Source organism: Pseudarthrobacter oxydans, from assembly GCF_013314975.1.
Taxonomy (GTDB): domain Bacteria; phylum Actinomycetota; class Actinomycetes; order Actinomycetales; family Micrococcaceae; genus Arthrobacter; species Arthrobacter oxydans.
In genome coordinates this window covers 35,598-62,226 of sequence record NZ_JABTYH010000030.1, presented here as the reverse complement: position 1 = coordinate 62,226, position 26,629 = coordinate 35,598, and the positions used below count along the sequence as shown (strand labels likewise).

The 26,629-nt window shown below is 60.8% G+C and carries 21 protein-coding genes; 10 read left to right on the top strand and 11 right to left on the bottom strand.

The features are described from left to right. Positions 1-125 precede the first annotated feature (125 nt). Positions 126-1,388 carry a polysaccharide biosynthesis protein gene (locus HTS88_RS22435; RefSeq protein ID WP_174180505.1) on the top strand — a complete coding sequence of 421 codons (1,263 nt, stop codon included), beginning with the start codon at positions 126-128 and terminating at the stop codon, positions 1,386-1,388. Between the two features lie 76 nt (positions 1,389-1,464). Here HTS88_RS22435 and HTS88_RS17245 read toward each other — a convergent pair whose 3' ends face one another. Genes HTS88_RS17245 through HTS88_RS17230 form a run of 4 tightly spaced genes read right to left on the bottom strand, consistent with a single transcriptional unit; the run spans position 1,465 to position 5,712 of the window. Then, on the bottom strand, positions 1,465-2,457 hold the full coding sequence (locus tag HTS88_RS17245) for a glycosyltransferase (protein ID WP_174180503.1): 993 nt from the start codon (positions 2,455-2,457) through the stop codon (positions 1,465-1,467). A gap of 12 nt (positions 2,458-2,469) precedes the next feature. Next, positions 2,470-3,894, bottom strand: coding sequence for a sugar nucleotide-binding protein (locus tag HTS88_RS17240; protein ID WP_174180501.1), 1,425 nt, complete (start codon positions 3,892-3,894; stop codon positions 2,470-2,472). Between the two features lie 3 nt (positions 3,895-3,897). Then, positions 3,898-4,896 carry a dTDP-glucose 4,6-dehydratase gene (gene rfbB / locus HTS88_RS17235; RefSeq protein WP_174180499.1) on the bottom strand — a complete coding sequence of 333 codons (999 nt, stop codon included), beginning with the start codon at positions 4,894-4,896 and terminating at the stop codon, positions 3,898-3,900. A 9-nt stretch (positions 4,897-4,905) separates the two neighbouring features. Beyond that, positions 4,906-5,712: a glycosyltransferase gene (locus HTS88_RS17230; RefSeq protein ID WP_343045004.1), complete on the bottom strand. Its 807-nt coding sequence runs from the start codon at positions 5,710-5,712 to the stop codon at positions 4,906-4,908. A 216-nt stretch (positions 5,713-5,928) separates the two neighbouring features. On the opposite strand from HTS88_RS17230, the gene HTS88_RS17225 reads away from it, so the two are divergent. The 5 genes from HTS88_RS17225 to HTS88_RS17205 are packed head-to-tail and all read left to right on the top strand — an operon-like array spanning position 5,929 to position 10,053. Further along, the gene (locus tag HTS88_RS17225; RefSeq protein ID WP_174180495.1) at positions 5,929-6,687 is read left to right on the top strand and encodes a glycosyltransferase family 2 protein; all 759 of its coding nucleotides are present in this window, start codon (positions 5,929-5,931) and stop codon (positions 6,685-6,687) included. 3 nt (positions 6,688-6,690) lie between these two features. Then, positions 6,691-7,131 (top strand): DUF2304 domain-containing protein, encoded by a 441-nt coding sequence (locus HTS88_RS17220; protein ID WP_174180493.1) that lies wholly within the window; start codon positions 6,691-6,693, stop codon positions 7,129-7,131. Positions 7,132-7,134: 3 nt separating this feature from the next. Next, positions 7,135-8,022, top strand: a complete 888-nt coding sequence (locus HTS88_RS17215; RefSeq protein ID WP_174180490.1) for a glycosyltransferase — start codon at positions 7,135-7,137, stop codon at positions 8,020-8,022. 25 nt (positions 8,023-8,047) lie between these two features. Continuing rightward, positions 8,048-9,142 (top strand): NAD-dependent epimerase/dehydratase family protein, encoded by a 1,095-nt coding sequence (locus HTS88_RS17210; RefSeq protein WP_343045003.1) that lies wholly within the window; start codon positions 8,048-8,050, stop codon positions 9,140-9,142. A gap of 11 nt (positions 9,143-9,153) precedes the next feature. Then, positions 9,154-10,053, top strand: coding sequence for a glycosyltransferase (locus HTS88_RS17205; protein WP_174180485.1), 900 nt, complete (start codon positions 9,154-9,156; stop codon positions 10,051-10,053). A 306-nt stretch (positions 10,054-10,359) separates the two neighbouring features. On the opposite strand, the gene HTS88_RS17200 is transcribed toward HTS88_RS17205, so the two are convergent. Further along, a complete protein-coding gene (locus HTS88_RS17200) occupies positions 10,360-11,442 on the bottom strand; it encodes an acyltransferase family protein (protein WP_174180483.1) in 1,083 nt (360 codons plus the stop codon). 82 nt (positions 11,443-11,524) lie between these two features. Here HTS88_RS17200 and rfbA point away from each other — a divergent pair, with 82 nt between their 5' ends. Both rfbA and HTS88_RS17190 read left to right on the top strand, forming a co-directional pair. Beyond that, the gene (rfbA, locus tag HTS88_RS17195) at positions 11,525-12,388 is read left to right on the top strand and encodes a glucose-1-phosphate thymidylyltransferase RfbA (RefSeq protein WP_174180480.1); all 864 of its coding nucleotides are present in this window, start codon (positions 11,525-11,527) and stop codon (positions 12,386-12,388) included. 54 nt (positions 12,389-12,442) lie between these two features. Next, entirely contained in the window at positions 12,443-14,440 is a 1,998-nt protein-coding gene (locus HTS88_RS17190) for a DUF6541 family protein (protein WP_174180478.1), read from the top strand. A 366-nt stretch (positions 14,441-14,806) separates the two neighbouring features. Here the strand turns inward: HTS88_RS17190 and HTS88_RS17185 are convergent, their stop codons facing one another. From HTS88_RS17185 to glf, 4 genes are read right to left on the bottom strand one after another with little or no spacing between them, the layout of a single operon-like run. Beyond that, complete coding sequence (locus HTS88_RS17185) at positions 14,807-15,532, bottom strand: ATP-binding cassette domain-containing protein (RefSeq protein WP_174180476.1); 726 nt, start codon at positions 15,530-15,532, stop codon at positions 14,807-14,809. Next, the gene (locus HTS88_RS17180; protein ID WP_174180474.1) at positions 15,533-16,414 is read right to left on the bottom strand and encodes an ABC transporter permease; all 882 of its coding nucleotides are present in this window, start codon (positions 16,412-16,414) and stop codon (positions 15,533-15,535) included. It abuts the gene before it with no gap. Next, positions 16,411-18,432 (bottom strand): glycosyltransferase, encoded by a 2,022-nt coding sequence (locus tag HTS88_RS17175; protein WP_174180472.1) that lies wholly within the window; start codon positions 18,430-18,432, stop codon positions 16,411-16,413. Before HTS88_RS17175 ends, HTS88_RS17180 begins: the two co-directional genes overlap by 4 nt. Further along, a complete protein-coding gene (gene glf, locus HTS88_RS17170; protein WP_174180470.1) occupies positions 18,429-19,616 on the bottom strand; it encodes a UDP-galactopyranose mutase in 1,188 nt (395 codons plus the stop codon). The genes HTS88_RS17175 and glf overlap by 4 nt, the downstream gene beginning before the upstream one ends. A 269-nt stretch (positions 19,617-19,885) precedes the next feature. On the opposite strand from glf, the gene HTS88_RS17165 reads away from it, so the two are divergent. Further along, positions 19,886-24,106 carry a helicase HerA-like domain-containing protein gene (locus HTS88_RS17165; protein WP_174180468.1) on the top strand — a complete coding sequence of 1,407 codons (4,221 nt, stop codon included), beginning with the start codon at positions 19,886-19,888 and terminating at the stop codon, positions 24,104-24,106. On the opposite strand, the gene HTS88_RS17160 is transcribed toward HTS88_RS17165, so the two are convergent. Continuing rightward, positions 24,067-24,555 carry a hypothetical protein gene (locus HTS88_RS17160; protein WP_400511300.1) on the bottom strand — a complete coding sequence of 163 codons (489 nt, stop codon included), beginning with the start codon at positions 24,553-24,555 and terminating at the stop codon, positions 24,067-24,069. The genes HTS88_RS17165 and HTS88_RS17160 overlap by 40 nt on opposite strands. 230 nt (positions 24,556-24,785) lie before the next feature. Between HTS88_RS17160 and HTS88_RS17155 the strand changes: the two genes are divergently transcribed. Next, positions 24,786-25,034 carry a WhiB family transcriptional regulator gene (locus tag HTS88_RS17155; protein ID WP_015937605.1) on the top strand — a complete coding sequence of 83 codons (249 nt, stop codon included), beginning with the start codon at positions 24,786-24,788 and terminating at the stop codon, positions 25,032-25,034. A gap of 117 nt (positions 25,035-25,151) precedes the next feature. On the opposite strand, the gene HTS88_RS17150 is transcribed toward HTS88_RS17155, so the two are convergent. Next, on the bottom strand, positions 25,152-26,618 hold the full coding sequence (locus HTS88_RS17150; RefSeq protein WP_104184989.1) for a sensor histidine kinase: 1,467 nt from the start codon (positions 26,616-26,618) through the stop codon (positions 25,152-25,154). Positions 26,619-26,629 lie beyond the last annotated feature (11 nt).

Here is a 26,629-nt window from a genome sequence, read left to right as displayed (position 1 = left end):
AGATAATTCCCTATGCGTCCCTTTGAGGGTTCATCGGCGCCCAAGTGCGCAGGGTAAGATGCAATCTGGCCTCAATGCCGACGCGCATGGGCGGCATGCTTACCCCGTAGGATCGGAGACGTTCGGTGGCTTCGAAAGCTGCACCCGCCTTGTTGAACCGCTTTGGTGGTTTTGCAGCTTCACTTGTATTCTCGACGGCCATCAACCTGCTCGCCATCCCGTTCGTTATCGCCACCCTGGGCAAGGAAACCTGGGGAGAACTGGCATTGGCCCAGGCCACTGCCGCCATTTTCGGCATAATTGTCGCCTTTGGGTGGGGAACCGTAGGTGCTGCGCTGGTGGCGTCCCTCAGCGAGCAAGATAGACCGCAGATGTTCCTCGATTCCCTCATCAGCAGGAGTTACCTCTTTCTGTTCTCGGCGCCGGTGATGTATGTCGTCATGCTGATGATCGGCAAAACTGATCCCGAAGTGACTGCCCTCGCCTCAGTGGCATATGTTTTGCCTTTTTTGGGCGCGTCGTGGTTCTTTATCGGTGAAGCAAAACCCTGGAAGCTGTTCCTTTTCGACGTGCTGCCCCAGGGGCTTGGAACCCTAACTGGCGTTGTGCTCACCCAGTTCTTCCCTGAACCTCTTGTTTTTGTGCTCTCGCTGCTCGCATTCAATCTGCTGGCAGTCATACTTGGAGCGCTAGGCGCTCTGGCTGGAGCACGGCGCAGTGTGAAAGTGGATCTTCGCCTGGTCCCCGCCATGAAGCGGTTGGGTTCGCAGAAACACGGCGTGATCGCGGCCGGAACGGGGAGCCTCAACAGCAACCTGCCCTTGCTGGCTGTCAACCACGTTGTGGCGGCCGCTCTCCCGCAGTACGCCTTGGCGGACAAATTGTTTCGATTTGCCGTCGCGGGCTTTGGCCCTGTGCTGCAAGTTATTCAGGGATGGATTCCCGAAGCGGGGCCACGTCAAAGCACGCACAGAATAACTACAGTGGCTAAATACGTGCCGATTGTCGGAGTCGCAGCCGGCGTCTTACTCGCTGTTTTGACCCCTTGGGCGAGCGAGGTGTTCTCCGGTGGAGTTATCTCGATTGACTACAGCCTTAGCATCCCCTTCGGGCTCATCCTTGCCGGGGTGATCGTTGCACAGGTCGTAGGCCTGGCGTGCCTCATCCCCCTGGGACAAGGCGCCGCCCTTGCAAAATCCACCGCAATCGGCGCTGCATTTAATGTGCCGATGATGTTTTTGCTTGGCGTGCTGTTTGGCGCCCCGGGTGTTGCCTGGGCGGTTGGACTCGCGGAGCTTGTCGTTGCCGGTTACCAGATCATGGTGGTGCGGACCAGCCTTAGGCATCTGATCCCCCCGCCCCTGGAAGCCGTAGAAAATCCGTCCTAGCTCGGGGGCCCGGCCGCAGCGCCCCAGCGTATCCTCACCCGTCAACCACCGGACCGTCATGCACTGTTGCTATCAGCTACCTTCGGCGGTTCTTTGTGAAGATCTCCACGGGAGTTCCGGCCACAAATTCAACAAAGCATGGCAGGGCGACCTCCCCGCTTCGCAAACCCGAAATAAGCACCCGAAGGGTTGAGGACCATGAATGGCCAGTCCCGAAAGCAGCTATGGCGTTATTCATAACGGGACTGTTCCCACTCATACGCTGCCGCAACGTATCTGACATGATGCGTCGCCAGCCGAAGCTCAGGTCGTTGGCTGTTCTCAGCATCGCCAATGGACTGGTGCTCCCCCGATACTTCCGGGAGAGGGCCTTGACGTGCTCGAGTGATTTGGCAAGGCCCTTTTTTCCCTCGACCTCGCCCAGGACGTTACCGCCGTGCTGAACATAGTCCTGGACCACCTCATCAATCACCAGCGCACCCCCTTGGGCTTCTGCGCAGACGGCAAGCCAGTGGTCATGCACTTGGGAAATGGTGTTCAACCGCGGGAAAGGAAGGCCGACGTCTAACAGGTCCCGCTTAAATATGCACAGGCTTCCGGTCACCTGGTTTTGCGCCAGCAGCGCCGCAAGGGCGACGTTCTTGCGCTGGGTGGATTCGGCCACCACTACGTTGTCCGGTTTCCTGACTACCCTGGCCTGCGCCGCCACCAGGCTGACATTCGACAAGTAGGGCACAAGCGTCTCGAGCTTCGAGGGGTACCAGCAGTCGTCCTGATCGGACAATGCCACCCAGGCAGCATCAGCCGGGACATGCTGGAGAACCCGTTCAAAGTTTCCGTAGAATCCGAGCCTCTGTTCAAACCCGATCACGTGAAATCGTTGGTCGCCCCCAAGTTCCCTTTCAACGAAGTCCCGAATGTCGTCGAATCCTCCGTCCGCAGAGATCAGGCACCGGAAGTTGCGGTGCGTTTGGTTTTGGATGGACCGGAGCTGCGTACGAAAGAGCTCCCAGTCGGGCTGGTAGGCGGCAAGCGCCACCACTCCGAAGGAACCCGGGTCAAAAGGCATCAGTACTGACCGCTACTCTGCCGGCCCCGGCTGGGTAACGTACGCTGCGAGCACTTCACTGGCCGGGCGCGGCTTGAACCCTGAGTTCTTGATCTTCGTCAGATCCAGCACGCTGTTCAAAGGCCGGGGCGCGGCCGCTTTGCCCTTGAAGTATTCTTCGGTAGCGACTCCTGTGACGGCTGTCCGTTGCTTGCCCGAGAGTTCGTACACATCGGCGGCAATGTCCGCCCAGGACTGCGGTTCGCCCTCGTTACTCAGGTTGTAGGTGCCGTATTCAGCGCCCGACTCCAACAGGTGCTGGATGCCGGCGGCGATATCTTGCGTGAAGCTGAGGCGGCCGATCTGGTCGTTGACCACTGAAGGCTCGATGCCGCGGCCGGCGAGGGATGCCATGGTCCGCACGAAGTTGTTGCCCTCACCGATTACCCAGCTGGTCCGCACGATGTAGTGGCGGGGAACCACGCTGACGACGGCGTCGCCGGCGGCTTTGGTCTGCCCGTACACACCCAGAGGGGTGAACGGTTCAGTTTCATCGTGGCTCTCGCGGACACCGTCAAAGACATAGTCGGAGGAAACGTGCACCAGCGTGAGGTCATGGTCGACGGCGGTACGCGCCAGCCGTGCGACGGCAGCAACGTTGACAGCCCAGGCGGCTGCCCGGCCTTCCGCGGTTTCCGCGGTATCGACCGCGGTGTACGCGGCGGCATTGATAATCGTCGAGTAGTTCTTCCAGTTCCGCTCCGTGAAGGATGCTTCGCTGCCCAAATCGAAGCCGGCGCGGCCGGCAAACTCAACGGTTGCGTCGCCGTCGTAAAGTTCCCGCAAGGCCTTGCCCAACTGGCCGTCGGCACCTACCACGAGGATCTTCTTGGCAGGCATCGGCACAACATCCGCGAGGCGGGGATGCGCCCTGTCCTTATCGGACAGTTCTGCTTCCTCCAGCGGCACCGGCCAAGTGATCGCCGCTGTCTCGTCCGCGAGGTTCAGGAAGGTGTATTGGCCCTGGGCGTCCGCTGACCAGTGATCGTTGACCAGGTAGGTGTAGGCCGTGTTGTCCTCCAGGGTCTGGAAGGCGTTGCCCACGCCGCGCGGAATGAAGATTGCCTGGCTGGGGTCCAGTTCAGCAGTGAAAACCGCACCGAACGACGGGCCTTCGCGCAGGTCCACCCAGGCGCCGAAGATGCGCCCCGTGGCCACCGAGATAAACTTGTCCCACGGCTCGGCGTGGATGCCGCGGGTGGTACCGGCCTTCTCGTTGAAGGAAATGTTGTTCTGCACGGGACGGAAGTCCGGCAGGCCAAGGGCCACCATCTTTTCCCGTTGCCAGTTTTCCTTGAACCAGCCACGGTTGTCACCGTGTACCGGCAGGTCATAAAGGACGACGCCGGGGATCGGCGTTTCGTGTGCGGTCAGTTTTTTCGAGAACTCGATCTGCATCGCCTACTGGCCCTGTTCCTTGTACTTGGCTTCGGTCTGGGCCTTCTGCGGGCGCCACCAGTCTTCGTTTTCGCGGTACCAGGCGATGGTGTCTTCGATGCCGGCGTCGAAATTCGAGAACTGGGGTTCCCAGCCGAGTTCGTCGCGGAGCTTGGTGGAATCGATGGCGTAGCGCAGGTCGTGGCCCGGGCGGTCGACGACGTGATCGTACGCGTCCGGGGCCTGGCCCATGTGCTTCAGGATCAGCTCAACAACGTCCTTGTTGTTCTTCTCCCCGTCGGCTCCGATCAGGTAGGTCTCGCCGATTCTTCCTTTGGCGATGATGGCCAGCACGGCCGAGGAGTGGTCGTTGGCGTGGATCCAGTCGCGGACGTTCTCGCCCTTGCCGTAGAGCTTGGGCCGGATCCCGTCGATCACGTTGGTGATCTGGCGCGGGATGAACTTCTCCACATGCTGGTATGGGCCGTAGTTGTTTGAGCAGTTGCTGATGGTCGCCTGCAGCCCGAAGGATCGGACCCAGGCGCGCACCAGCAGGTCAGAGCCGGCCTTCGTGGAGGAATACGGGCTGGACGGGTTGTACGGGGTCTGCTCGGTGAACCGCTCCGGGTCATCGAGTTCAAGGTCGCCGTACACCTCGTCGGTTGAGATGTGGTGGAAACGCTTGTTGTGCTTCCGTGCAGCCTCGATCAGCGTGTAGGTACCAATGATGTTGGTATCAAGGAAGGGGCGGGGATCATGCAGCGAGTTGTCATTGTGTGACTCCGCCGCGTAATGGACCACAACGTCTGCCTTCGCAACCAGTCCGTCCACCAGTTCGGCGTTGGCAATATCTCCCTCAACAAACGTAAAGCGGTCCTCGGGAAGATCCCGCAGAGATTCCAGGTTGCCGGCGTACGTCAACTTGTCCAGCACGGTGACGTGGTCACCAGTATTTTCCAGGACGTAGTGGACGAAATTCGAGCCAATGAAGCCGGCACCGCCGGTCACAAGGAGATTCTGCATCCCCTCAGCTTACCGGCTGGCAATGGCCTTCTCCTCAGATCCGCTTCCTTGTGACCGTCGAACCCGGCCCCACGCCACGGCAAGGCACCGGAGCAGCATGATGCGGGCCCTGACAATGGCGGATAGGGAGCGCCAGCTCCTGGGGGTGGCATTGTCGTCATGAATTCTCCGGAGCAGGGTTGACTCATCCAGATGGCGGATAGAACCTGCCAGGTTGCCGCAGATTGCCAGCCATAGATCGTGGGACTCCACCAGATAACGGGGAACCGGGGCAAACAGTGGGACCACATCGCGGCGGAACCCCATGGCGCATCCGTAGTAAGCACGGTAGCCCACCAGGATGCCGAATATATTGGCAGCGTGCCGGCGGCTGTCCTCGTGGCGCAGGCGTGGAATATTGGGGCGCGCACCGTCTCCAAGCACGTCGAAGTTGGAAGCGACAACGCGTGAGGTTTGAAGTGCGTCGACGATCAGTTCCAGCCGCCCAGGCAACCAAACGTCGTCCTGGTCAGACAGCAGGATGTACTCTCCACGGGCAGCAAGGACAGCCTGTTCAAATGACTTCACGTAGCCCTGGTTGAGCCGGGCCTCGATGAGGCGGATCCGTCCGTCGTCAAAGGTCTTGATCTGCTCCACGGTGTCGTCCGGAGACTCGTCATCCACAATGACCAATTCATCATTCGGACCAAGCTGAGTAAGTATGGACTCAAGCTGTTCCGTGATGTAACGCGCACCACGGTAACTTGCAAGACAAACACTCGCACGGATCTTCTGCCCGTCGGCGTGGTACGGGATGCCAGTTGGGTTGGTCTCCACCCTGCTCCTTCCGTATGCGGGAGTACTTCCTGGCTCGCCGGCATGTCTTTGGAGAGCCCGTCCCATCTTAGGCTGCACGGCCTGGGATTTCGGCTGAACCGCCCTGAGGCCCCATTGCGTAACTCGTGGCATCGGCGGTTTCCTCAGCCGCCCCGTCGTGCAGGAACAGGCATCGGCGCCGAATCAACAGAACGAAGTTGATATAGTTTGGACACCATGGAATCCACCCCCCATCCGCGCGTCCTGGTGATCATGCCTGCCTGGAATGAGTCGGAAGCCGTCGGTAACACCGTGCGGGAAGTTCTCAACACAGACCCCCGGTATGACGTCCTTGTAGTCAATGACGGGTCTACGGACAACACCGCGACTGTTGCTGCGGCCGCCGGGGCGACGGTCCTCAACTTGCCATTCAACCTCGGCGTGGGCGGTGCCATGCGGGCAGGCTTTAAGTACGCCCGGCGTTGCGGTTACGCGCAGGTGATTCAGGTGGACTCGGATGGCCAACACGATCCCCGCAGCATTGACGAAGTGCTCGAGGGACTGTCGCAAGCCGACATCTCTATCGGCGCCAGGTTTGCAGACCGCGGCGACTATAAAGTCACAGGCCCAAGGAAATGGGCCATGCAACTCTTGGCGAAAGTGATTTCCGGGCTTGCCAAGACGCGCCTGACCGACGTCACCAGCGGCTTCCGGGCAGCGAACCTGCGCGCCATGGATCAGTACCTGGACCACTATCCGGCCGAGTACCTTGGCGACACTATTGACTCCCTGGTCGTTGCAATCCGTTCCGGCTGCACGGTCACCCAGGTGCCAGTGGAAATGCGTGCCCGCCAGGGCGGGAAGCCCAGCCACAATCCCGCGAAGGCCGCCATATACCTTGGAAGATCGGTGTTTGCCCTGTTGTTTGCCCTGACCCGTAAGCGTTCCCATCTGGCTCAAAGTGGCCCAACGTCACCTTATGCGACCGGTGCCTAAAGCATGGGTAATATCGCTGCCTTCCTGCTTGCCCTGGTAATTGTTGGCTTGGTCGTCGAAATGCTCCGGCGGAAAAAGCTCCGGGAGAAGTACGCCGTCCTTTGGCTGATCGTCGGAGTACTGACCCTTGTTCTGGCAGCCTTCCCCCGCATGCTCAATGTCGTTGCGGAGTTTGTCGGGGTGCAACTGCCCTCCAACCTGCTGTTCGCCATGAGCATTCTGATGCTGCTCGGAGTGTGCCTACACCTCTCCTGGGAGATATCCGTCGTTGAAGACGAAACACGGACGCTCGCGGAGGAGGTTGCGATTCTGCGCGTGCAGGTAGAGGAATTGGACAACCGCCAGTCACGGCCCATGATGGGGCCGTCGGACTCTATTGCGACATCTCCGGACAACCACCACCCCGCAGCCAAGCCCGATCTACGAGACAAAGGTTCGAACTGACTCATGCCGTTGGATATTTTTATTCCGTACTGGGGCGACCCGGAATACATGAAGGAAACGGTTAAAAGTGTCCTGTCGCAGGACTCCGATGACTGGCTCCTCACAGTGGTGGATGACGCATATCCCACCATGGAAATACACGATTTTATGATGGCCATAAAGGATGACCGTGTCCGTTACGTCCGCAAGGACCATAACGCGGGAATAACGGAGAACTACCGCACCTGCGTCTCTATGGCTACAGAAGATGTGCTGGTTATCCTCGGGTGTGACGATGTGCTGCTCCCGAACTACGTCTTCACCATCCTCCAGGCCCACGCACAATATCCGGAGGCTGCCCTTATTCAACCGGGGGTCCAGGTCATTGACGAAGACGGCCGCGACGTCACAACACTGGTGGACACTGTCAAGCAGAGGGTCATCAAGCCCGGCGGCGACGGCCGGCGACTCATCTCGGGCGAGGCGATTGCCAGCAACCTTATGCACGGTGACTGGCTCTATTGGCCATCGCTTGCTTTCCGGACTGACAACATCCGCAAGGTGCAATTCCGGGACGGATTCCCCATTATCCAGGACCTCGCCCTGATCATGGACATGGTCTACAACGGGGACCAACTCCTTATCGAGCCCACTGTTTGCTTTAAATACCGTCGGCACTCAAACAGTGCCTCATCCACCAAACTTGTCGACGGCTCCAGGTTTGCCGGTGAACGCGAGTATTTCGCTGTCGCTGCGGGACAGGCACGTGAGCTGGGATGGAATAAGGCCGCCCGGGCCGCACAGCTAAGGCTGACATCCCGTGCCCATGCGGCGTCACTTCTTCCCAAGGCCGTCCTCGGCAAAAACGCCGCTGCCGTCAAGGCTTTGGTCCGACACACCTTCGGCAAGTAACGCCGCCAGCTACGAAAGGTCCCACGTGACTACCTCTGCAACTTCCGCCCGCCCTGGCGGCACTGTTCTGGTAACAGGCGGTGCCGGCTTTATCGGCTGCGCTATCTCCGATGAACTGGCCCAGAGATTTGACCGCCTGGTTGTGGTCGACAACCTCCACCCACAGATACATAGCACAGGAGAACGGCCGCCGCAGCTGAACCTCGCAGCGGAACTTATCGTCGCCGATGTCACCGAGGCGCAGACGTGGGATTCGGTCCTGCGGGAAGTGACGCCCGACGTCGTGATCCATTTGGCTGCCGAAACCGGAACGGGGCAGTCCTTGGAGGAGTCCACCCGGCATACCCATGTAAACGTGGTTGGGACGTCCCAACTTCTGGACGGCCTCAACCGCCATGCCAAACTGCCCCGGCGTATCGTACTGTCCTCCAGCCGTGCAGTTTATGGAGAAGGTGCCTGGATGGACGCTGAAGGACGCACTTTTTATCCTGGCCAGCGGACAAGCGAAACGCTCGATAAGGCGCAGTGGGATTTCCCGGGGGCCTCCCCCGTTGCCATGAAGGCATCGGACGTCTTCCCGGCGCCGGTCAGCGTTTACGGCGCAACGAAGCTGGCCCAGGAACACGTGCTTCAAACCTGGGCCAAGTCCTACGGAGTGGAGACGGTCATCCTTCGGCTCCAGAATGTCTATGGGCCCGGCCAGTCCCTGATCAATCCATACACTGGCATCATGAGCCTGTTCTGCCGGATGGCAATGGGCGGGAAATCAATTCCGCTGTATGAAGACGGAGAAGTCCGCCGTGACTTCATTCTCATCGACGATGTTGCTTCGGCTATCGTCGCCGCCGCCGTCTCTCCAACTGTCCAGGGGGAGCCAATGGATATTGGCTCCGGAGAGTTCCAAACAATTGGCACTGCCGCCAGACTTATAGCCGAGCACTATAACGCACCTGCCGCGCACGTCACCGGCCAGTACAGGCAGGGGGATGTCCGCCACGCATGGGCCGACATTACCGCCGCTGAGAAGGTCCTGGGGTGGAGTCCACAGTACAGTCTGGCCCAAGGCATCGAACGGCTGGCTAACTGGATTGATGCCCAGCCAGACGTTCAGCCCGCCTGACCGGCGAGCATATGAGGTCCACAGCAACCACCGCCGTAGTCAGCCTGTTTAATCCTGACGAGCACATTCTGAAGAACGCGGCCGCGCTGCTTTCCCAAGTTACCCAGGTAGTCATTGTCGACGATGGAAGTCCCCAGGATCCCAGTCATATCCTCCAGGAGCTAAGGGACCTCGGCTGTACCGTGGAGAGGCTCAACGACAACTCCGGAATTGCCCAGGCCCTGAACGCCGGAATTGCAGTCGCACTCGCCTCGCCGGCACGTCCCCGCTATATCCTCACCATGGACCAGGACAGCCTGCTCGACGACGGTTACGTGGCTGCTCTTGAGGCAGGGGCCGAAAAGGCGGAAGAAGCAGGCGTAAAGGTAGGCATGGTTGCTCCGGCTTCCATCAGGGGCCTTCCGACCCGCCGTGCCGGCGTGCGGAACGGCATAACCTTGGGAGGGGAACCCATACAATCGGGGCTGCTCCTGCCCGTTGCGGTTCTGGAGGAGTTAGGGACATTCCAAAGCGATCTATTCATCGACGGAGTGGACACTGAATACTTTCTGCGGTGCCAGTCTGCGGGGTTCAACGCTGTCATTGCTCCGGATGCGGCGCTGAACCACACGTTGGGAAACATGACCACGGCGCGTCTGTTGGGTGCCGACCTGTCATTTCGCGGCGTTCCGGTAAAAGTGCGGACCGCCGCTTCCTGGCGCTACTATTACCTGTTCAGGAACCGCATCCTCCTTTCGCGGAAGTACTGGCGCGGTCAGCCATGGTGGGCCCTGAAAGGATTCCTGGCAGACTACCGCCACTTGGCGATCGTGACGCTGCTGGCACCGGGGCGTTTGGAGCGTCTGTCCCACGCGGTGGCCGGAATAAGCGATGGCCTCGCAGGCAGGACAGGTCAGCGCCGTGCCGGCTAAGAGGTTCGCCGAGCCATCCCACTGAACCGCCGCTGTCCCCTTCAGCGACCCCGGTTATCTCCTACTGATGTCAGAAGTGACTTGCGCCTTGCTGGTTACCTCGCCTGTCGCTGTGATCGCAGTGGTTCCTTTCCTGCCGGACATCTTGTCCTTTTACGTTCGCGCAGGCAATCAACTGGCTTCGGCTTGCAACGAGCGGCAGTGGAAGGACAACTGCTCATGCTCGCCCCTTGGTCGTAATTATCCTGCAGCAGGGATGGGATAAAGCCCGGTCTTCCCCTTCTGCCCTGTTCAGGACCGGGATCGCTAAGCGCTCTTCTTCGCCCTGCGCATGATGGGCCTTTCCAGCAAACGCCAGCTGGCAGCGGCCAGAGGAACGGTAAGGAGGGTCGCAGCAAGGGTAAACCACCAGACTCCCCAGTGGTGGGCCCCAAAGACCGCCAGCATCTGCTGCACAGGGAAGGCATAGATATAGGCCCCGTAGGAGATGTCATGCTTGGAGACGATGACGGGCTGGGGCAACCATGTGGAAATCCAGAGCAGCGAGTAGGCGATGAACGGCGCTGCCAGCTGGCCTCCGAAGCCTGGGACCCAAACAATAAACGCCGCTGCAATCAAGACGGCCACCGGACCTGCGACCCGATGAATGCCGATTCTTGGGCTCAGGACTTGAACCACAGCTCCCCCCAGGAAGTACGGGATCAACCTGGCAGCCAACTCAAAGTCCGTGTTTGACTGCATGAGGGGCCTTAGCATTTCCATATTGGCCCACAGGAGAACGCTCAGGATAAACGCCGCGATGATTGGCCACGGAGATTTCCGGACCATGGGCAGGAATCCAAGTAACGCAACGAGCAGATAACACATGAACTCGAAATACAACGTCCAAAGCGACCCATTCCAGGCTCCCGGATAGGGGACCCCTGCGGGCGTACCGGCAACGTCGTAGCTGACGATCCGAAGGGACAGATTCGCAAAAACCGAGTTGAGGGGCGTGGTGGGCGTGGACATGAATCCGTCCAGGCTGCCCCGCTGTACCAAGTAAGCGACCGGAGCGAACACAAAGGCCATCACCACGAGACACACGATGAATGCCGGAAAGATCCGTGCCACTCTGTGAACCAGGTAGGGACCTATCCGGTTACCGAACCTACTGGCCGTAATCAGGTACCCGCTGATCCCGAAAAAGCCGGCTACCGCCCAACCGCCCAGATTCTCGCCTTGGAAAGTCGGACCGTGGCCTGCACCGACGATGTGCCAGCTGTGGGCGAAAAGAACCGCCAAGGCAAGGACGAGCCGGATGAGGTTCAGGCTGTTGGCTCTTGGATCGAGGGGCCGCCCCAGCACCGGTGATGAGATGACCGTGGGTCGCAGAGTGGACAGGCTCAAACCGTTGCTTCCTTTAGGGTGGTCGGACGGTCCATTGTATAGCGTTTGGCGTCTCGGGTACGGGTACGGGAGGATGGGTACCATGCGTGGAATTATTCTGGCCGGTGGAACTGGGTCCCGGCTTCACCCGATCACCCTTGGCATCAGCAAGCAACTGGTCCCGGTTTACGACAAACCCATGATTTACTACCCGCTTTCCACTCTGATACTGGCCGGTATCCGCGACATTCTCATCATCACCACACCACACGACGCAGACCAGTTCCAGAGGCTGCTTGGTGACGGTTCCCAGTTCGGTATTAACCTTACCTACGTGCAGCAGCCCTCTCCTGACGGACTGGCGCAGGCCTTCATTCTCGGCGCTGACCACATCGGCGATGAGACGGTCGCCCTCGTGCTCGGTGACAACATCTTCTATGGTCAGGGCATGGGCACCCAGCTCAGGCGGCACTCCGACATAAAGGGGGGCGCTGTGTTCGGCTACTGGGTTAAGGATCCGAAGGCCTACGGCGTGGTGGAATTCGACGATGAGGGCAAGGCCCTGTCACTTGAGGAAAAGCCGGAGAAGCCCAAAAGCCACTACGCAGTGCCGGGCCTGTATTTCTATGACAATGACGTTGTGGACATCGCCCGAAACCTAAAGCCTTCGCCCCGAGGGGAGCTCGAAATAACTGACGTCAACAGGGCATACCTTCAGCGCGGTGACCTGCAGGTGGAGATCCTCCCCCGCGGTACGGCTTGGTTGGATACCGGTACCTTCAATGATTTGAGCGATGCGTCCAACTTCATCCGCACGGTGGAAAACCGGCAGGGCCTTAAAATCGGCGCTCCAGAGGAAATTGCCTGGCGCCAAGGGTTCCTGACGGACCAGGATCTCCGCGACCGCGCAGAACCGCTCATCAAGAGCGGTTACGGCAGCTATCTCTTGGGCCTCTTGGAGAACTAGGCTTTTCCGGGCGGCGCCTAAGGTGCCGTCGTATTGTTTGAGTGGAGCTTCTCAATGAGTTGGTTTTCAACCGTGCCCGCCATCCTTGCGTGCCTTGCCCTTTTGTTTATCCCCGGGCTGTTCATTGTCGCTGCCTTGGGTCTTCAACGCCTCTGGTACCTAGCCGTCGCCCCTGTGTTGACCATCAGTGTTGTCGCTGTTACAGCCATAGCAGCGCCATTGGCTGGCGTAAGCTGGGGGCCTCTCCCCGTCATCGTGGCAACGGCGCTCATATCCGGGGCACTTTTTGTGATGCGCATGGTGCTGGAGCGCAGGGGAAAGAGCGGCATGAACCTGGTCCCCCATTGGACGTTCCGGACGCCGACGAAGGCCACTGCCATTGCTGCGGCCGGATTCCTCGCCGGCTCCTCATCGATCGCCTTCCAGCTTTACAAAGCCTTCGATCGACCGGAGAACATCTCCCAAACCTTCGACAACGTGTTTCATCTAAATGCCATCCGGTATGTCCTTGACACCGGGAATGCATCCTCGCTGAGCCTTTCAAGCATGACCTCCGGCGACAGTCCACCATATTTCTACCCGGCAGCCTGGCACGGGCTGGCATCACTCCTTGTACAGGTGACGGGGTCACCGATCAGCGTTGCCGTTAATGTGCTGAACCTGTGCATAGCGGCGACCGTGTGGACGGCGGGCTGCATGTTCCTTGCCCGGACCGCCATCGGGCCCAACGCCTATGCGGTCGCTGCCGCAGGTGTACTCTCTGCGGGGTTCAGTTCATTCCCGCTGCTTCTCTTGGACTTTGGCGTGCTTTACCCGAATTTTCTTGCCATCAGCATGCTGCCGGCTGCTCTGGCGACAGTTGCGATCTTTTTTGGTATCAGCGATAGAACAGATCACCCCGTGCTGGCTCGCTATGTACTGGCGCCAATGGCGGCGACAGGCATTGCCATTGCACATCCGAACGGGCTGATGTCCCTCCTGGCTGTCTCCATTCCCATTCTGTTGGTTTCCTTCCTCCGGTTCTTCTTATTGCGGTATCGGAGTAACAATGGCCATGGGCGGACAGCCGTCATGGGAGTGGGGCTGCTCGGGATTCTTGGCGTCATCGTGGTGATGTGGAATTACATCCGTCCTCCCGCGGCCGCCGCCACTTGGCTACCGTTCCAAACGCCGGGCCAGGCAATTGGGGAGGTCATCACTAACTCGGCAATGCAAAGGCCACCAGCGTTTGCAGTGAGTATCCTTCTGATTACCGGTGTTGTAGTGATGTTTCGGCGACACCAACGCATATGGCTGCTTGGATCCTTCATAGTTGTGGCCGTGCTTTTTGTTGTCGTCTCGGCAGGGGCGGCCGGACAGGACCGCGATGCCCTCACGGGAGTCTGGTACAACGACAGTTACCGCCTTGCAGCCCTGCTTCCGGTTGCAGCCGTGCCGCTGGCCGCCGCCGGTGTGGGCTGGCTGGCTGGCAAGCTGCAACATCTGTGGGTGGAACGGCGATCTTCACTGACTTTCCTTCCGCCCCGGTTTACAGACTCTCGTCTCGTCGTCCCTGTTCTTGTCCCACTGGCGCTGCTGGGCGTCCTTATGGTGCTTCAAACGCTGCCGCTCAGGGCATCCATAGCCTCAGCAAGGGCGAACTATGTGACTACAGCTGATTCCGCACTGGTCAGCGCGGATGAGATGGCGCTTATAGAAGAATTGGACGCCATCGTGCCGCCCGAGGCAACCATAGCGGTGAACCCATGGACGGGAGGAGCCATGGCTTTCGCCCTGGCCGACCGTAATACAACGTCCAAGCACACGTTGACGACATACACGAAATCCGTGGAGCTTCTGAACGACAAGTTCAGGGAAGCAAGCACTGACCCTGAGGTGTGCAGCGCAGCCGCGGCGGACAACGTGCGTTATGTGCTTGACTTTGGCACCCGCGAAGTACATGGGGGAAACCACGGCTTCGCCGGACTTCACATTCCCGACGAGACTCCCGGCTTTACGCTCCGGGCCCAACGTGGCGAAGCGAAACTGTACGAAGTCACCGCCTGCCCGTAACAGGAGCGTTTACAGGGACCCCGAATGGGTAGACGGGCCTGGGCGCCCGGGCGAACCCGGTCTTGAAACCTGGATACGGAAGCTGCGAGGACCGGGTCGCCGCATGGTCGACGAGGTTCTCATTAGACGTAGATGAGGAGCAGCAGAACATCGATGAGTTGCCGGGTCTCATCGGCGTCGCCATCGACCCTGCGGGATGACGGTTGGGCGGGGGGTGAATGCCCGGCGGACCCGCAGGTAGTCAAAAACCATCAAACACCAGAGATCTTGTGCCCCCATGCTCCTCAATAAGCCGGCTCCACGACGGGACGATCAAAAAAGAGGCCGCCCATTATCGGGCGACCTCATTTCACAACGTTACTGATCTCAAGACCGCAGAAGAGCAACTGCTTCATGAATGGAACCATCAAACTTGACGTTGCCGTGCTCCAAGAGAATTCCACGCTCACAAATCCGGGAGACAAGATCGAGGTCGTGGCTTACCACGACGAGGGTCTTCCCGTCGCGGGCCAGTTCCTGAATCTTATCGATACATTTCCGCTGGAACGGCTCGTCGCCTACGGCAAGGATTTCGTCAATCAGAAATACTTCCGGATCGGTGTGGACAGCGACTGAGAATGCCAGCCGAAGGTACATACCCGAGGAATAGAACTTGACCTCAGTATCGATGAACTGACCAATTTCAGAGAACTCGACAATGTCATCAAACCGGTCCTTGACCTGCTGTTCAGTCATTCCCAGAATGGCCCCATTCAGGAAGACGTTGTCCCGGCCGGAAAGGTCCGGGTGGAAACCAGCCCCGACTTCGATGAGGCCGGCTACCCTCCCCCTTGTCTTGACCGATCCCGTATCCGGCAGCATGACACCCGAGATGTGTTTCAGCAATGTAGACTTCCCGGATCCATTCAACCCCAGGAGTGCCACAGTTTCTCCGGTCTTGATCTCGACCGTCACGTTCTTCAGGGCATGGAACTTCTCCGAAAGGTCGCCCTTGCGGCCTTTCACCAGCCACACCACTGCTTCCTTGATCGAGCGGGTGTGCCGCAGCACGAATTGCTTGCTGATATTGGAAACTTCTATTGCGTTGACCACTTACAGCTCCTGCGCGAAACGGCCCTCGAGGCGCCGAAAGGTGAATTGGCCCAGCGTGACTACTGCCAAGGAGACCGCGAGGCCCACAGGCAGCCACACACTGAAGAGATCAGGGGGCATCGCAGCCGAGCCATCCGTGGTGGGGAACCAGAAGGCGTAGTGGAACAGTTCGACCCCGATGGTGATCGGATTGGCCTGGTAAACGGCAAACCACCCTGGGCCCAACTTCTCTTGCACCATGGTCCATGCGTACATAACGGGCGAAGCCCAAGTAGCCACCATCAACAACATGTCCACAAGGTTTTCCGAATCGCGAAAGTAGACGTTGGCGGCTCCGAAGAGCAGCCCCAAACCTGTGGCAAGCAGCCCCACAATGAGGAATCCGGCCACAGCGGCCAGCAACTGAAAGAAGTTAGGTTGCCAACCGGCGATGATGCACCCAGCTACGAGCACTACCAACTGCGGGAAAAAGTGGACTGCTGATACCCAGACCGAAGCCACAGGAAAGAGCTCCCGCGGCAGGTAGATCTTCTTGATCAGGTTCCCGTTATTAACGATTGACCTTGCGGCATTTCCTAGGGCTTCTGAGAAGAAGTTGATCAAAACTATGCCGGAGAAAAGATAGACGGCGTAGTTTGCAAGGCCGTCGGGGTTTCTTGGGCTGCGCTCCAGCCCAAGAAAAACGCCCAGTGCCACGTAGAAAACGACGAACTGCACGCCAGGTTTGACGTACGACCACAACAGTCCGAGAACCGAACCGCGGTAGCGAACCTTGAGTTCCTTACGCACCAACAGCTTGAGGAGGAAGCTCGACTGTCTTACATCGCGCAGGCCGCTCCCAAGGCCGGGCGTGGTTAGTTCGCTTGGAGAAATCGCGCTCACTTGATCTCGTTCTGGGTGTGCTGCTCGAACGTCTTCCTCCAGGATTCAATGGAGGTGAGATCGTGCAGGGCAGCCTTGTACTTCTTGCTGAGCGCGGGCCACTCCTTGAGGAGGGCCGCGTGGACCCGGGCGCTCTCAGCCAACATCTTCCGAAGCTGCTTAGGATCGCGCCGGTACCAGGACGCGCCGGTTCCTTCGGCGTTCGAGACGACGGCACTGTCGTACTGTGCCATGCGCCACCAGCGGTTGTCCTGGTGGGCAACCGTGGTCTGGGGCCGCTCGGCGGTACTGCCTTTGACGGGACTTGCCAACTGCCGGACAACGGTCTTTGCTGCCCATGGCAACAAGGTGATCTTCGATGGCTGCGAGGGTCCATGACCGCGGCGGGGCGGTTTGTCCATTTTCGGCGAGGGAAAGTCCTCCGGGTCGGGACGGAAAACAGAGTCCGAGTGTCCTGACATCATCTCGCGGATCTTAGGCAGTTTCGTGTCAAGCAACTCCGGAAGAGAGGACGGGCCCTTCAAGACGTCTTCCAGCGCCCATTGGCGTCCCTCTGCTGTTGCGTACTGCATCGACACCAGATGCTTCACGTCGGCGTACTGGGACTCCTTGATCACACGGCCGCCGAATTCGTAGGGGCTGTGCAGGAGAGCCGCCACCACCCGGTTCCTGGCGTGGAAATACGCCTGCCAGCCAACAAGGTCGTCCTTGTCAATCCAGGAGACATGCCATACGGCGGAGCCAGGAAGCGAAACCGTCGGATAACCGTGGGCCTTGGCGCGCAGGCCGTATTCAGAGTCGTCCCATTTGATGAACAGCGGCAGAGAAAGTCCGATCTCCCGGATCACCTCGGTTGGGATCAGGCACATCCACCAGCCGTTGTAATCAACATCGCAGCGGCGGTGCAGCCAGGACGTTTGACGCAAATTTGAGGACATGAAGTCGTGCCCCAGAATCATGTCCTCGCTGGGCAGGGACGGCTGGAACCTATACGGGTTCACAATCTCGCCGAAGGTGTGCAGCACAGTCCGGTTGTACAGGTCGAACATGTGGCCGCCCACGAGCGTGGGCGTCTTGCAGCGATCGGCGAACGTCAGGAGGCGGATGATGCTTTCAGGTTCCACGACGACGTCATCGTCCATGAGCAAAACGTAGTCGCTGCCGTTTTCCACCGCTTCAAACATGCCCCGGGCGAACCCGCCGGACCCGCCGAGGTTGGTCTGGTTGATGATGCGCAGTTTACCGTTCAGCGACTTTCTAACGTCGTCGAAGCCTTCTGCCTCTGCAAGCTTCTGGGTGCCTTGATCGACGATAAGGATCTCTTGGACATGCTCGAGCGCTTCCTCGCTCTCGGCAAGCAGGCGGAGATTGTTGAGGCAAAAGTCAGTCTTGTTAAGAGTGGTGATCTGAAGCGTGACAGATCCCGGTTTTTTCTCCGCAGCGGGCCCCTGCCACTCTGCGTCGAGCATAATGAGCGGCTCCGTGCCGGCGAGAAGGTCGAACCAGTACCAGCCGCCGTCTCCGAAGGGCGCGAGGGAAAGCTCAAAGTGGTTCTCGGCAATGCCCTCGACACGGCGCGTGTCCACGCGCTGCAGAGAGCCCCGGGCATTGGACTTATACACGATGACTGAACCCGTGCCTTGAGTCCGGACCTGGAGCCGAATCTTGTCCACGGTCGTCCAGCGCCGCCAGTAGCTGGCAGGGAATGCATTGAAGTAGCTGCCAAACGATACCCGCTCGCCTGCACGGACGGACGTCGAATGCCGGGAAAGGAAGTCCTCTACGTGGGCTTCCTTTGTCGGGCTGCTAATTGTCCGGGCACTTGCAGGCTTACCGTCCCGGTCCCCCACGGTGGGCAGTTGAATGCCGGTAGCAGTCCCCATATCCATGTAGAGGGGAACCGTGTCCATCTGACTTGCACTCGGTAGAATCACCCGCTGCAGTGTGTCCCATCGTTCAGAGGCAACCCTGTCCGCAGCAGCCGTCGTGTTCTTTGGGCTTTCGGTTGAGACACTCATGCGTCCACGCCTCCGCTTTCGAGCTTTGCGCCGCTTTCATAATGCGGCCGGATCTTGTTATCGAACATGCTCAGCGCCGACCCGATGGCCATGTGCATGTCCAGGTATTTGTAGGTGCCAAGCCGACCGCCAAACAGAACGTCCTTCTCTGCTGCAGCGAGGTCGCGGTACTTGAGTAGGCGCTCCCTGTCTGCGGATGTGTTGACTGGGTAGTACGGCTCGTCGCCCTTCTCTGCAAATCGCGAGAACTCACGCATGATGACGGTCTTTTCCGTCTGGTAGTCGCGCTCCGGGTGGAAGTGGCGGGGCTCGATAACCCGGGTGTAGGGAACGTCGTCGTCGTTGTAATTCACCACTGACGTGCCTTGGAAGTCCTCGATATCGAGGACTTCCTCTTCGAAGTCGATGGTGCGCCACGAGAGGTCGCCCTCGGCGTAGTCAAAGTAGCGGTCAACCGGCCCGGTGTAGACGACGGGGATGTTGCCAACAACCTTGTTCTTGCTGTACTCGTGCGACTCGTCAAAGAAGTCGGTATTCAGCCGCACGTCGATGTTCGGGTGTTCTGCCATCTTTTCGATCCAGGCCGTGTAGCCGTTCGTGGGGAGGCCCTCGTACTTGTCATTGAAGTACCGGTTGTCGTAGTTGTAACGCACCGGCAGGCGGGAGATGATGCCTGCGGGCAGGTCCTTGGGATCCGTCTGCCACTGCTTGCCGGTGTAGTGCTTGATGAAAGCCTCATAGAGCGGGCGGCCGATCAGCTGGATACCCTTGTCATTCAGGTTCTGCGGGTCGGTACCGGCGAGTTCGCCGGCTTGTTCCTGAATGAGTGCCCTCGCCTGGCCGGGGGTGAGGTTGGCGCGGAAGAACTGGTTAATGGTGGCCAGGTTAATAGGGAGGGAGTAGACCTCGCCCTTGTGCACGCCGTACACCTTGTGGACGTAGTCCGTGAAGGTGGTGAACCGGTTGACGTACTCCCACACGCGCTCATTGGACGTGTGGAACAAGTGTGCACCGTACCTGTGCACCTCTATGCCGGTCTGCTCTTCCTTCTCGCTGTATGCATTGCCGCCGATGTGGTGGCGGCGGTCGATGACGACGACCTTCAAGCCGAGCTCGGTAGCGGCCTGTTCTGCGATTGTCAGGCCAAAAAAGCCGGACCCTACAATGACGAGGTCAGCGGTCACAAAATCTCCTGGTTTGAATGCGGGCAGCGCAATGGTGCGCATTGTCTGCTGCTCTAGCCTACCCGAGGGACTGTGGCGCCCGTCGAATCGGGCTGCATGTCACCCTCGGCCCGCCGGGCAGTCCTGGGGCCCGGCAGGGCACCGAGACGGTCCACAGCCTCTCTGCGCGGCGCGCCAAGGGAACTTATCCACATAGGGACATCACGGAGTGACGCAGCTTCAGCACCTCTGGCTAGCGTGAGTGCAAAGGCACCAAAGGATCAGCACCCATGACGCTTCACTGCACACTGGTCCGAGGCCCGCAGTCGCCGCAGCCCGGACCGCCCTTGGAACTTACTGTCACGGCCCCGCCCGGCACGTCCGGTGAGAGGATCCACGCTGAGCTTGTGAAGACGTTCGGCGCGGGAGCCGTCTTTGTTGGCGGGGAGGACCTGTGTTCCCTGAGCCTCGGAACGGCGCCCCTTGTCCCGGGCGCCGTCCTGGTAGACGGCGGAAGCCACCCCGCTGACCGGAGATCCCGGCGACGGCCCGCCTCCGATAGCGCTGCCCCCATCGCCCTGGCCGTTCACAGCGGCGCGGGAGCAGGCACCCTAGTCCCCCTGCAGCGCGGAAGCTACACCATCGGCAGAAGCAATACGCGCATCGTGATCCCTGACCCCGAACTTTCCAGGGAACATGCCCGCCTGGTGGTAACCGAAAAAGACATCATGATCATTGATCTGGGCAGCGCCAACGGCACATACATCGACGGCGAACGGGTCCGCCATGCATTGATCTCCACGGCTTCCTCCATCCGCTGCGGCAGTTCGACGATGTCACTGGTCTTCCTGGATGCCCCGGACAAGGCACTTGCCGACGCCGGAACTTCAGTCCGGGATCCCCTCACGGTTGCGGGCCATCAGGAGTCCGCCAACCGCGGGATTCTTTGGCTTACCGCAGTGCTCCCCCTGGCCATCGGCGTCGGACTCGCAGTCTTTACGGGCATGTGGATGTTCCTGGCTTTCGCGGCGGTATCGGCCGTATCCGTGCTTATCCCGGTGGCCTCCGGGCGCCACCAGAGGCGCGAATTCACCAAAAGGATCAGCGCCGCGGTCCTGGACGACCAGAAGCGGCGGAAGCGCGCCGGTCCGTCACTGGCGCTGCTGGTGCTTGCTGCGGCCCACGCCCAGGAGGCTCCGCCGCAGACAGGACGCGCTGAGGGCAGGGCGTGGCTGCGGCTCGGACAGGCGCCCCAAACTGCCAACGTGAAAATTGAATCAGGGACCGCCCACCACGCCATTCCGTCTGTGGGGGAAGTGCCCGTGATGTTGAATCCGGCGCATAGCCACACCACCCTGCGGGGACCCCGAACTATGCTGGAGGGAATGCTGCGATCACTCGTGATGCAACTTGCCGGGTATCCAGCGGGACGCAAAACACGCATAGTGATCTGCGGCCGCCCGGGTAGCCTTCCCCTGCCTGCCCGGTTCCTGCCGGCCGTGACTTTGACCCTGTCACGGCAGGCGTGCCTGCGCGCGATCACCGGCGGTTTCACTCGAGACTTTGACCACGGTGTCCTCCTGCTGACTGACGCCCCAGGAAAGGATGAGGCAGGGCTTCGCGAAACGGCGGCTCGGCAGAACTGGCAAGTGCTTGAGTTTTCTCCGGCTGACAGCCCACCCGGCATCTCCGACGTAGAGCTGACCGAACGGCAATCGCGCCTGAGGGAACCGGGCAGGGAGGTTACGTTCGTCCCCGATCTGGCTCCCGATGACGTGTTCAGCAGCTATTGCAGACGACTGGCGGCTTTCCCGGGCCTGCTCAACCGCACGGAAGACGCAGTTCCCTCCGCCTGTACCCTTGGTGAACTGCTGCCGCCTTCCCCCGCCCACACCGCTGCCCGCTGGAACTCGCCTGCCCGCGCAGGAACTCTGGCAGTCCCCCTGGGGATGCAGGCGAAGCGGCGCCCCCTGGTCCTGGACCTTCAAACCGATGGCCCGCACCTGCTGGTGGCAGGGACAACGGGCTCCGGAAAGTCGGAGCTTCTCCGCACGCTGGTGCTGGCACTGGCCCTCACCCATCCGCCGGACCGGGTGAATTTCCTCTTTGTCGATTTCAAGGGCGGCGCCGGTCTCGGCCCCTTGGCCGGGCTGGTCCATTGCGTCGGCGTCCTGACCGATTTGTCCGCCCATGAGCTCGAACGGACGCTCACCTCACTTACGGCCGAAATCAGGCTTCGTGAGCAAATCCTCGCCGCTGCACAGGTTCCGGACCTTGCCGCCTACCGGGAAACACCAGCCTCCGGGGATCGTCCCCTTCCCCACCTGGTCATTGTCATCGACGAGTTCCGCATGCTCGTGGACGACGCCCCCGAAGCGCTCCGCGAACTGATGCGCATCGCGTCCATCGGCCGCTCGCTTGGCCTGCACCTGGTCATGGCCACCCAGCGGCCCCAGGGAGCACTGACCGCCGATATCCGGGCAAACGTTACTTCCAGCATCGCGCTCCGGGTCCAGTCCGACCTGGAGTCCCACGACATCCTCAATACCAAGGCCGCTGCCGGAATAAGCCTCAGCACGCCGGGCCGCGCTTTCCTTGCCCGAGGCACGGAGCCGCCCCAGGAGTTCCAATCTGCATCCGCCGTGCTCCCCGCACCCGACAGTGACGTGGATGAAGTCACGGTTCAGCTCACCACCGGTTTCCTCTCGGCCCGCGACCACAACAACCTCGCAGGACCAGACGTCCCGGGCCGGACTCCGGCACAGGCAGCAGCCCCTCTCGTTGCGATGGTCCGGCATCTTTGGGCGTCGCAGTCAGGGCCTGCACCCCGGCGTCCGGTATCCCCTCCGCTGCCGCTCAAAGCCGCCCGGCCCGCATCAGGTCTCGCTGGGGTGCTCCCGGAACCTGGCGGGACACAAGGGCCGGCCATTGCTTTGGGCCTGCTCGATGTGCCCCACCAGCAGGCAATCAGACCGCTGGTCTGGACCCCATCCAAAGACGGGCATCTTGCTTTGATAGGAAGTCCGGTATCAGGAGCATCCGAAGCCCTCGAGCTGGCGGTCCACGGCGTGGCAGAACATGAGGAAGAAACACACTGCTATTTCCTGGACGCGGCCGCGGCCTTCAACGGGCTGGCAACGCACCCGCGGACCGGAGCCCACACAGGGCTGCATGAGCTGCGGCGCGGAGTCCGCGTCCTGGAACGGCTGGGCCGGGAAATGGCTGCCCGGCTGGGCCGGAATGACCATGGGGGCGTTCCGCTGCTTCTCGCCATCTCCGGGTGGGGTTCCTGGGTCTCCGCGTTTCGGGCCGGCCCGCTGGCCTGGGCCGAGGAACTGGTGCAGGATCTTGTCCGCGACGGCGCCAGGGCGGGTATTACCGTCATCATCTCCGGAGAGCGGGAACTCGTAACCGCGAGGTTCTGCGGGTCCCTGCCCAACCGCATCTATTTCCCCTCCGGTTCACACGAGGACAGCAGGACAGCGTGGCCAAGGATGCCGTCCACGGACGCGGTCAAGGGCAGAGGAGTAGCGTTTGGCTCCATCGCCTGCGGCACCGCGTCTGTGTGCCAGCTTTACGAGCCCGCTCCTGACTTTTCCTGGCCCCACGGCCCCGGAGAAGTCAGGAGCGGGACGCAGCAGCCCGGGAAGCGGCCCTTCCGGGTCGAGCCGCTGCCCGCCCTGGTAACAGCCGCGGAGGTCAGGGCGGCAGCGCGTCGATCGGAGGATTCCGGACCCGAAGCCGAGCGGGGACAGTCGTCATTCAGGAATGCCGTCACGCATGAAGTGGGGACCGGGACAGACGATGCCGGGCAGCCCAGGCCGGGTTTGCCGGAAGGCCTATCGATACCCGCTGTGGTTCAAGTTGCTCCCAGGCGCCGGGATGCCTGTCCTTCCATGCCGCGGAATGTGCTATTCGGCGTCGGCGGCGACGAACTGGACCCCGTCTTTGTGCACGTCCCGCCGGGGGGCATCTTTGCCGTCCTGGGAGGACCCGGGTCCGGTAAAACGAACTTCCTGCGGGCCCTGCAAACGCTGAACGCCGGTGCGGACCGATGGATTCACCCAGGCAGGGTGAGTGACCCCGGCGAGTTATGGAAGGGAACCCTGGAGAAGGCGAGGGAGGGAACACTGCCTGGAAAAGCAGTGCTGTTGGTGGACGACATCGACCTTCTGGCTGCAGGGCCCCTGAGGGACATCTCTGACACGCACGCGTTGGGCCATGCAGTTGTCTTCACAGCGAACTACAGTCCTTTGCTGATCCAGCGCGTCCCGCTGGCCATGGACGCGCGGGCCACCGGGACTGGACTCCTGCTGTCCCCGCGGTCAACGTCGGAGGGAGACCTCTTCGGAGTCCGCTTTGAGATCGAACCTAATCCGCCCGCAGGCAGGGGTGTGCTGATTGCCCGTGGGAAGTCCTCGGCGGTTCAAGTGGCCTGGGCGGGCGTGCCGCGACGCGACGGGGATTCCGGTCACAGCGCCGGTGTGGATCCTCCGGCGCGGGAGGCGTAGCTGATCACTCTGTTGTGGAAAAGGAGCACAATCGCGGTTGCCGCAGGAAGCAGCATCGCGAGGCCGGCGAGCACGAGGCCACTGCTGAGAGCAGGGAACCCGATGGTCAAAACAAACAGCTGCGCTACGAGGGCAGCGGCCCGGGTCCAACGGTAGCCCCGGTAAAGATAGACGGCGACCGCGTACAGCCACGCCGAAAATACCAGCAGTAACCCCAGGGTGAAAACCGCTCCCCAGAAGGACAGGACTGGGCTCCCGACGGCCAACTGGTACCCATACCAGCAGGCAGCGAGCAGGAGGGCCGTCGCTTCCGCGGCAACCACCAGGGTCACGGCAATCACAGCCGGCGGCCGGGGACCCTGGGCAGCCCCATCAGATAGTTGCGGCCCCTGGCCGGGTTCCTCGGAAGAGGACGGGGGGTTCGTTGGGTTTCTCGGGGGTCTTGACACACTGGCACCCTACCGGACATAGTCGGACAGTGGTCGGGGCCATCAGCGCAAGTGTGATGTATCGCTCAGCTTTCCGCGGATATCAAGCGTTATTACCTCTTGTTTACACGTCGTTAACATGACAGGCTTGATTCAGATGACCAAGGGGGCCCTGCCGGGCCCTTTTCCTTTGTAGCCACTAGTGAATAATTTCACAAGGGCTCTTCCCAGAAATGGAGCAACTGATCAGCATGGATTGGCGTAACCGCGCAGCGTGCCTCGAAAAGGACCCTGAACTCTTCTTCCCCGTCGGGAACACGGGGCCAGCCCTTCTGCAGATCGAAGAAGCAAAAAGTGTCTGCCGGCGCTGCCCCGTTGTGGATACGTGCCTGCAGTGGGCTTTGGAGTCGGGCCAGGACGCAGGCGTCTGGGGCGGCATGAGCGAAGACGAGCGCCGGGCGCTGAAGCGCCGCGCTGCCCGCGCCCGCCGCGCCTCCTAGGCACACCTCAAGCCACAAACAACAGCCCCGGCCGCAACCCCAATGGTTGTCGCCGGGGCTGTTGTTGTCTGGCGCAGCAGCGTGCTGTCCAGGCGGCCAACAGCTCCTGCGCCCGGCTTACTTGCCTGCCAGGCTGATCCGGATCTCCACTGCGGTGCCGCCACCTTCCCGGGGCCGCCACTGGATAGTCCCGCCAAGCTCGCTTGTCACCAGGGTCCGTACGATCTGAAGGCCAAGTCCCTCAACGTGGGGCGTATCCGGAAGGCCCACGCCGTCGTCGGCAATGGTGACGGTGAGCTCCTCACCGTCATCCCCTTCAGACCGGTCAGCAATCAGCCAAACGGTCCCGGCCCTGCCTTCAAGACCGTGCTCCACCGCATTGGTCACGAGTTCATTGATGACCAGTGCCAGCGGGGTGGCAAGATCGCTCGGCAACTCGCCGAAGGTGCCGGATCGTTCCGTCCTCACCTGCTGCGAGGGCGAGGCGACTTCAGCTGACAGCCGGAACTGGCGCCCGATCAGCTCGTCGAAGTCAACGCTCTGGGTGAGACCTTGGGACAGTGTCTCGTGGACGAGCGCGATGGTGGCCACCCGGCGCATGGCCTGCTCGAGCCCCTGCTTTGCTTCGTCGCTGACCATGCGGCGGGACTGCATGCGCAGCAGCGCCGCCACAGTCTGCAGGTTGTTCTTGACCCTGTGGTGGATCTCGCGGATGGTGGCGTCCTTGGTCACGAGCTCCATTTCACGCCGGCGAAGCTCCGACACATCACGGCACAGGACCAGTGCACCGAACCGCTGCTGCTCATCCCGCAGCGGAATGGCGCGCAGGGAAAGGCTCACGCCACGGGATTCGATTTCACTGCGCCAAGGCATCCGCCCGGTAACAACCAGGGGCAACGTCTCGTCCACCATGCGGCGGTCCTTCAGCAGGCTGGCGGTCACCTCGGCCAGTGAGCGGCCCTCCAAGGACTCCCCGTCTCCGAGCCGCCTGAACGCAGAGACTCCGTTGGGGCTCGCGTACTGCACGATTCCCTCCGCATCCAGCCGGATGAGCCCGTCCCCAACCCGGGGTGCACCGCGCCGGGAACCTGTGGGCGAGGCGAAGTCCGGCCACAGGCCCAGGGTGCCCATCCGGAGGAGGTCGTATGCGCACTGCCGGTAGGTCAGTTCAAGACGCGAAGGCATCCGCGAGCTGGAGAGGTCCATGTGGGTGGTGACCACCGCCAGCGTGCGGCCGTTGCGGACCATGGGAACGGCCTCCACGCGGAGGGCCATATCGCTGCTCCAGTTGGTTTCGCTTGAGCGCTCGATGGAACGGCTGTTCCACGCCTTATCTACAAGAGGCTGCAGGTCCGAGCGGATGCCCTCCCCCACGAAGTCCCCGTGGAACACGGTGTGCGTGGTGGAGGGTCGCACGTGGGCGAGCGCGACATAGCCAAGCTCAGGGTGGGGGAACCACAGGGCCAGGTCGGCGAAAGCAAGGTCCGCGACCATCTGCCAGTCCCCCACCAGGAGGTGCAGCCATTCGGCATCGCCCGGCCCAAAATCAGCGTGTTCCCTGATAGGGTCCGTAAAGATTGCCACTGCACCTCCAT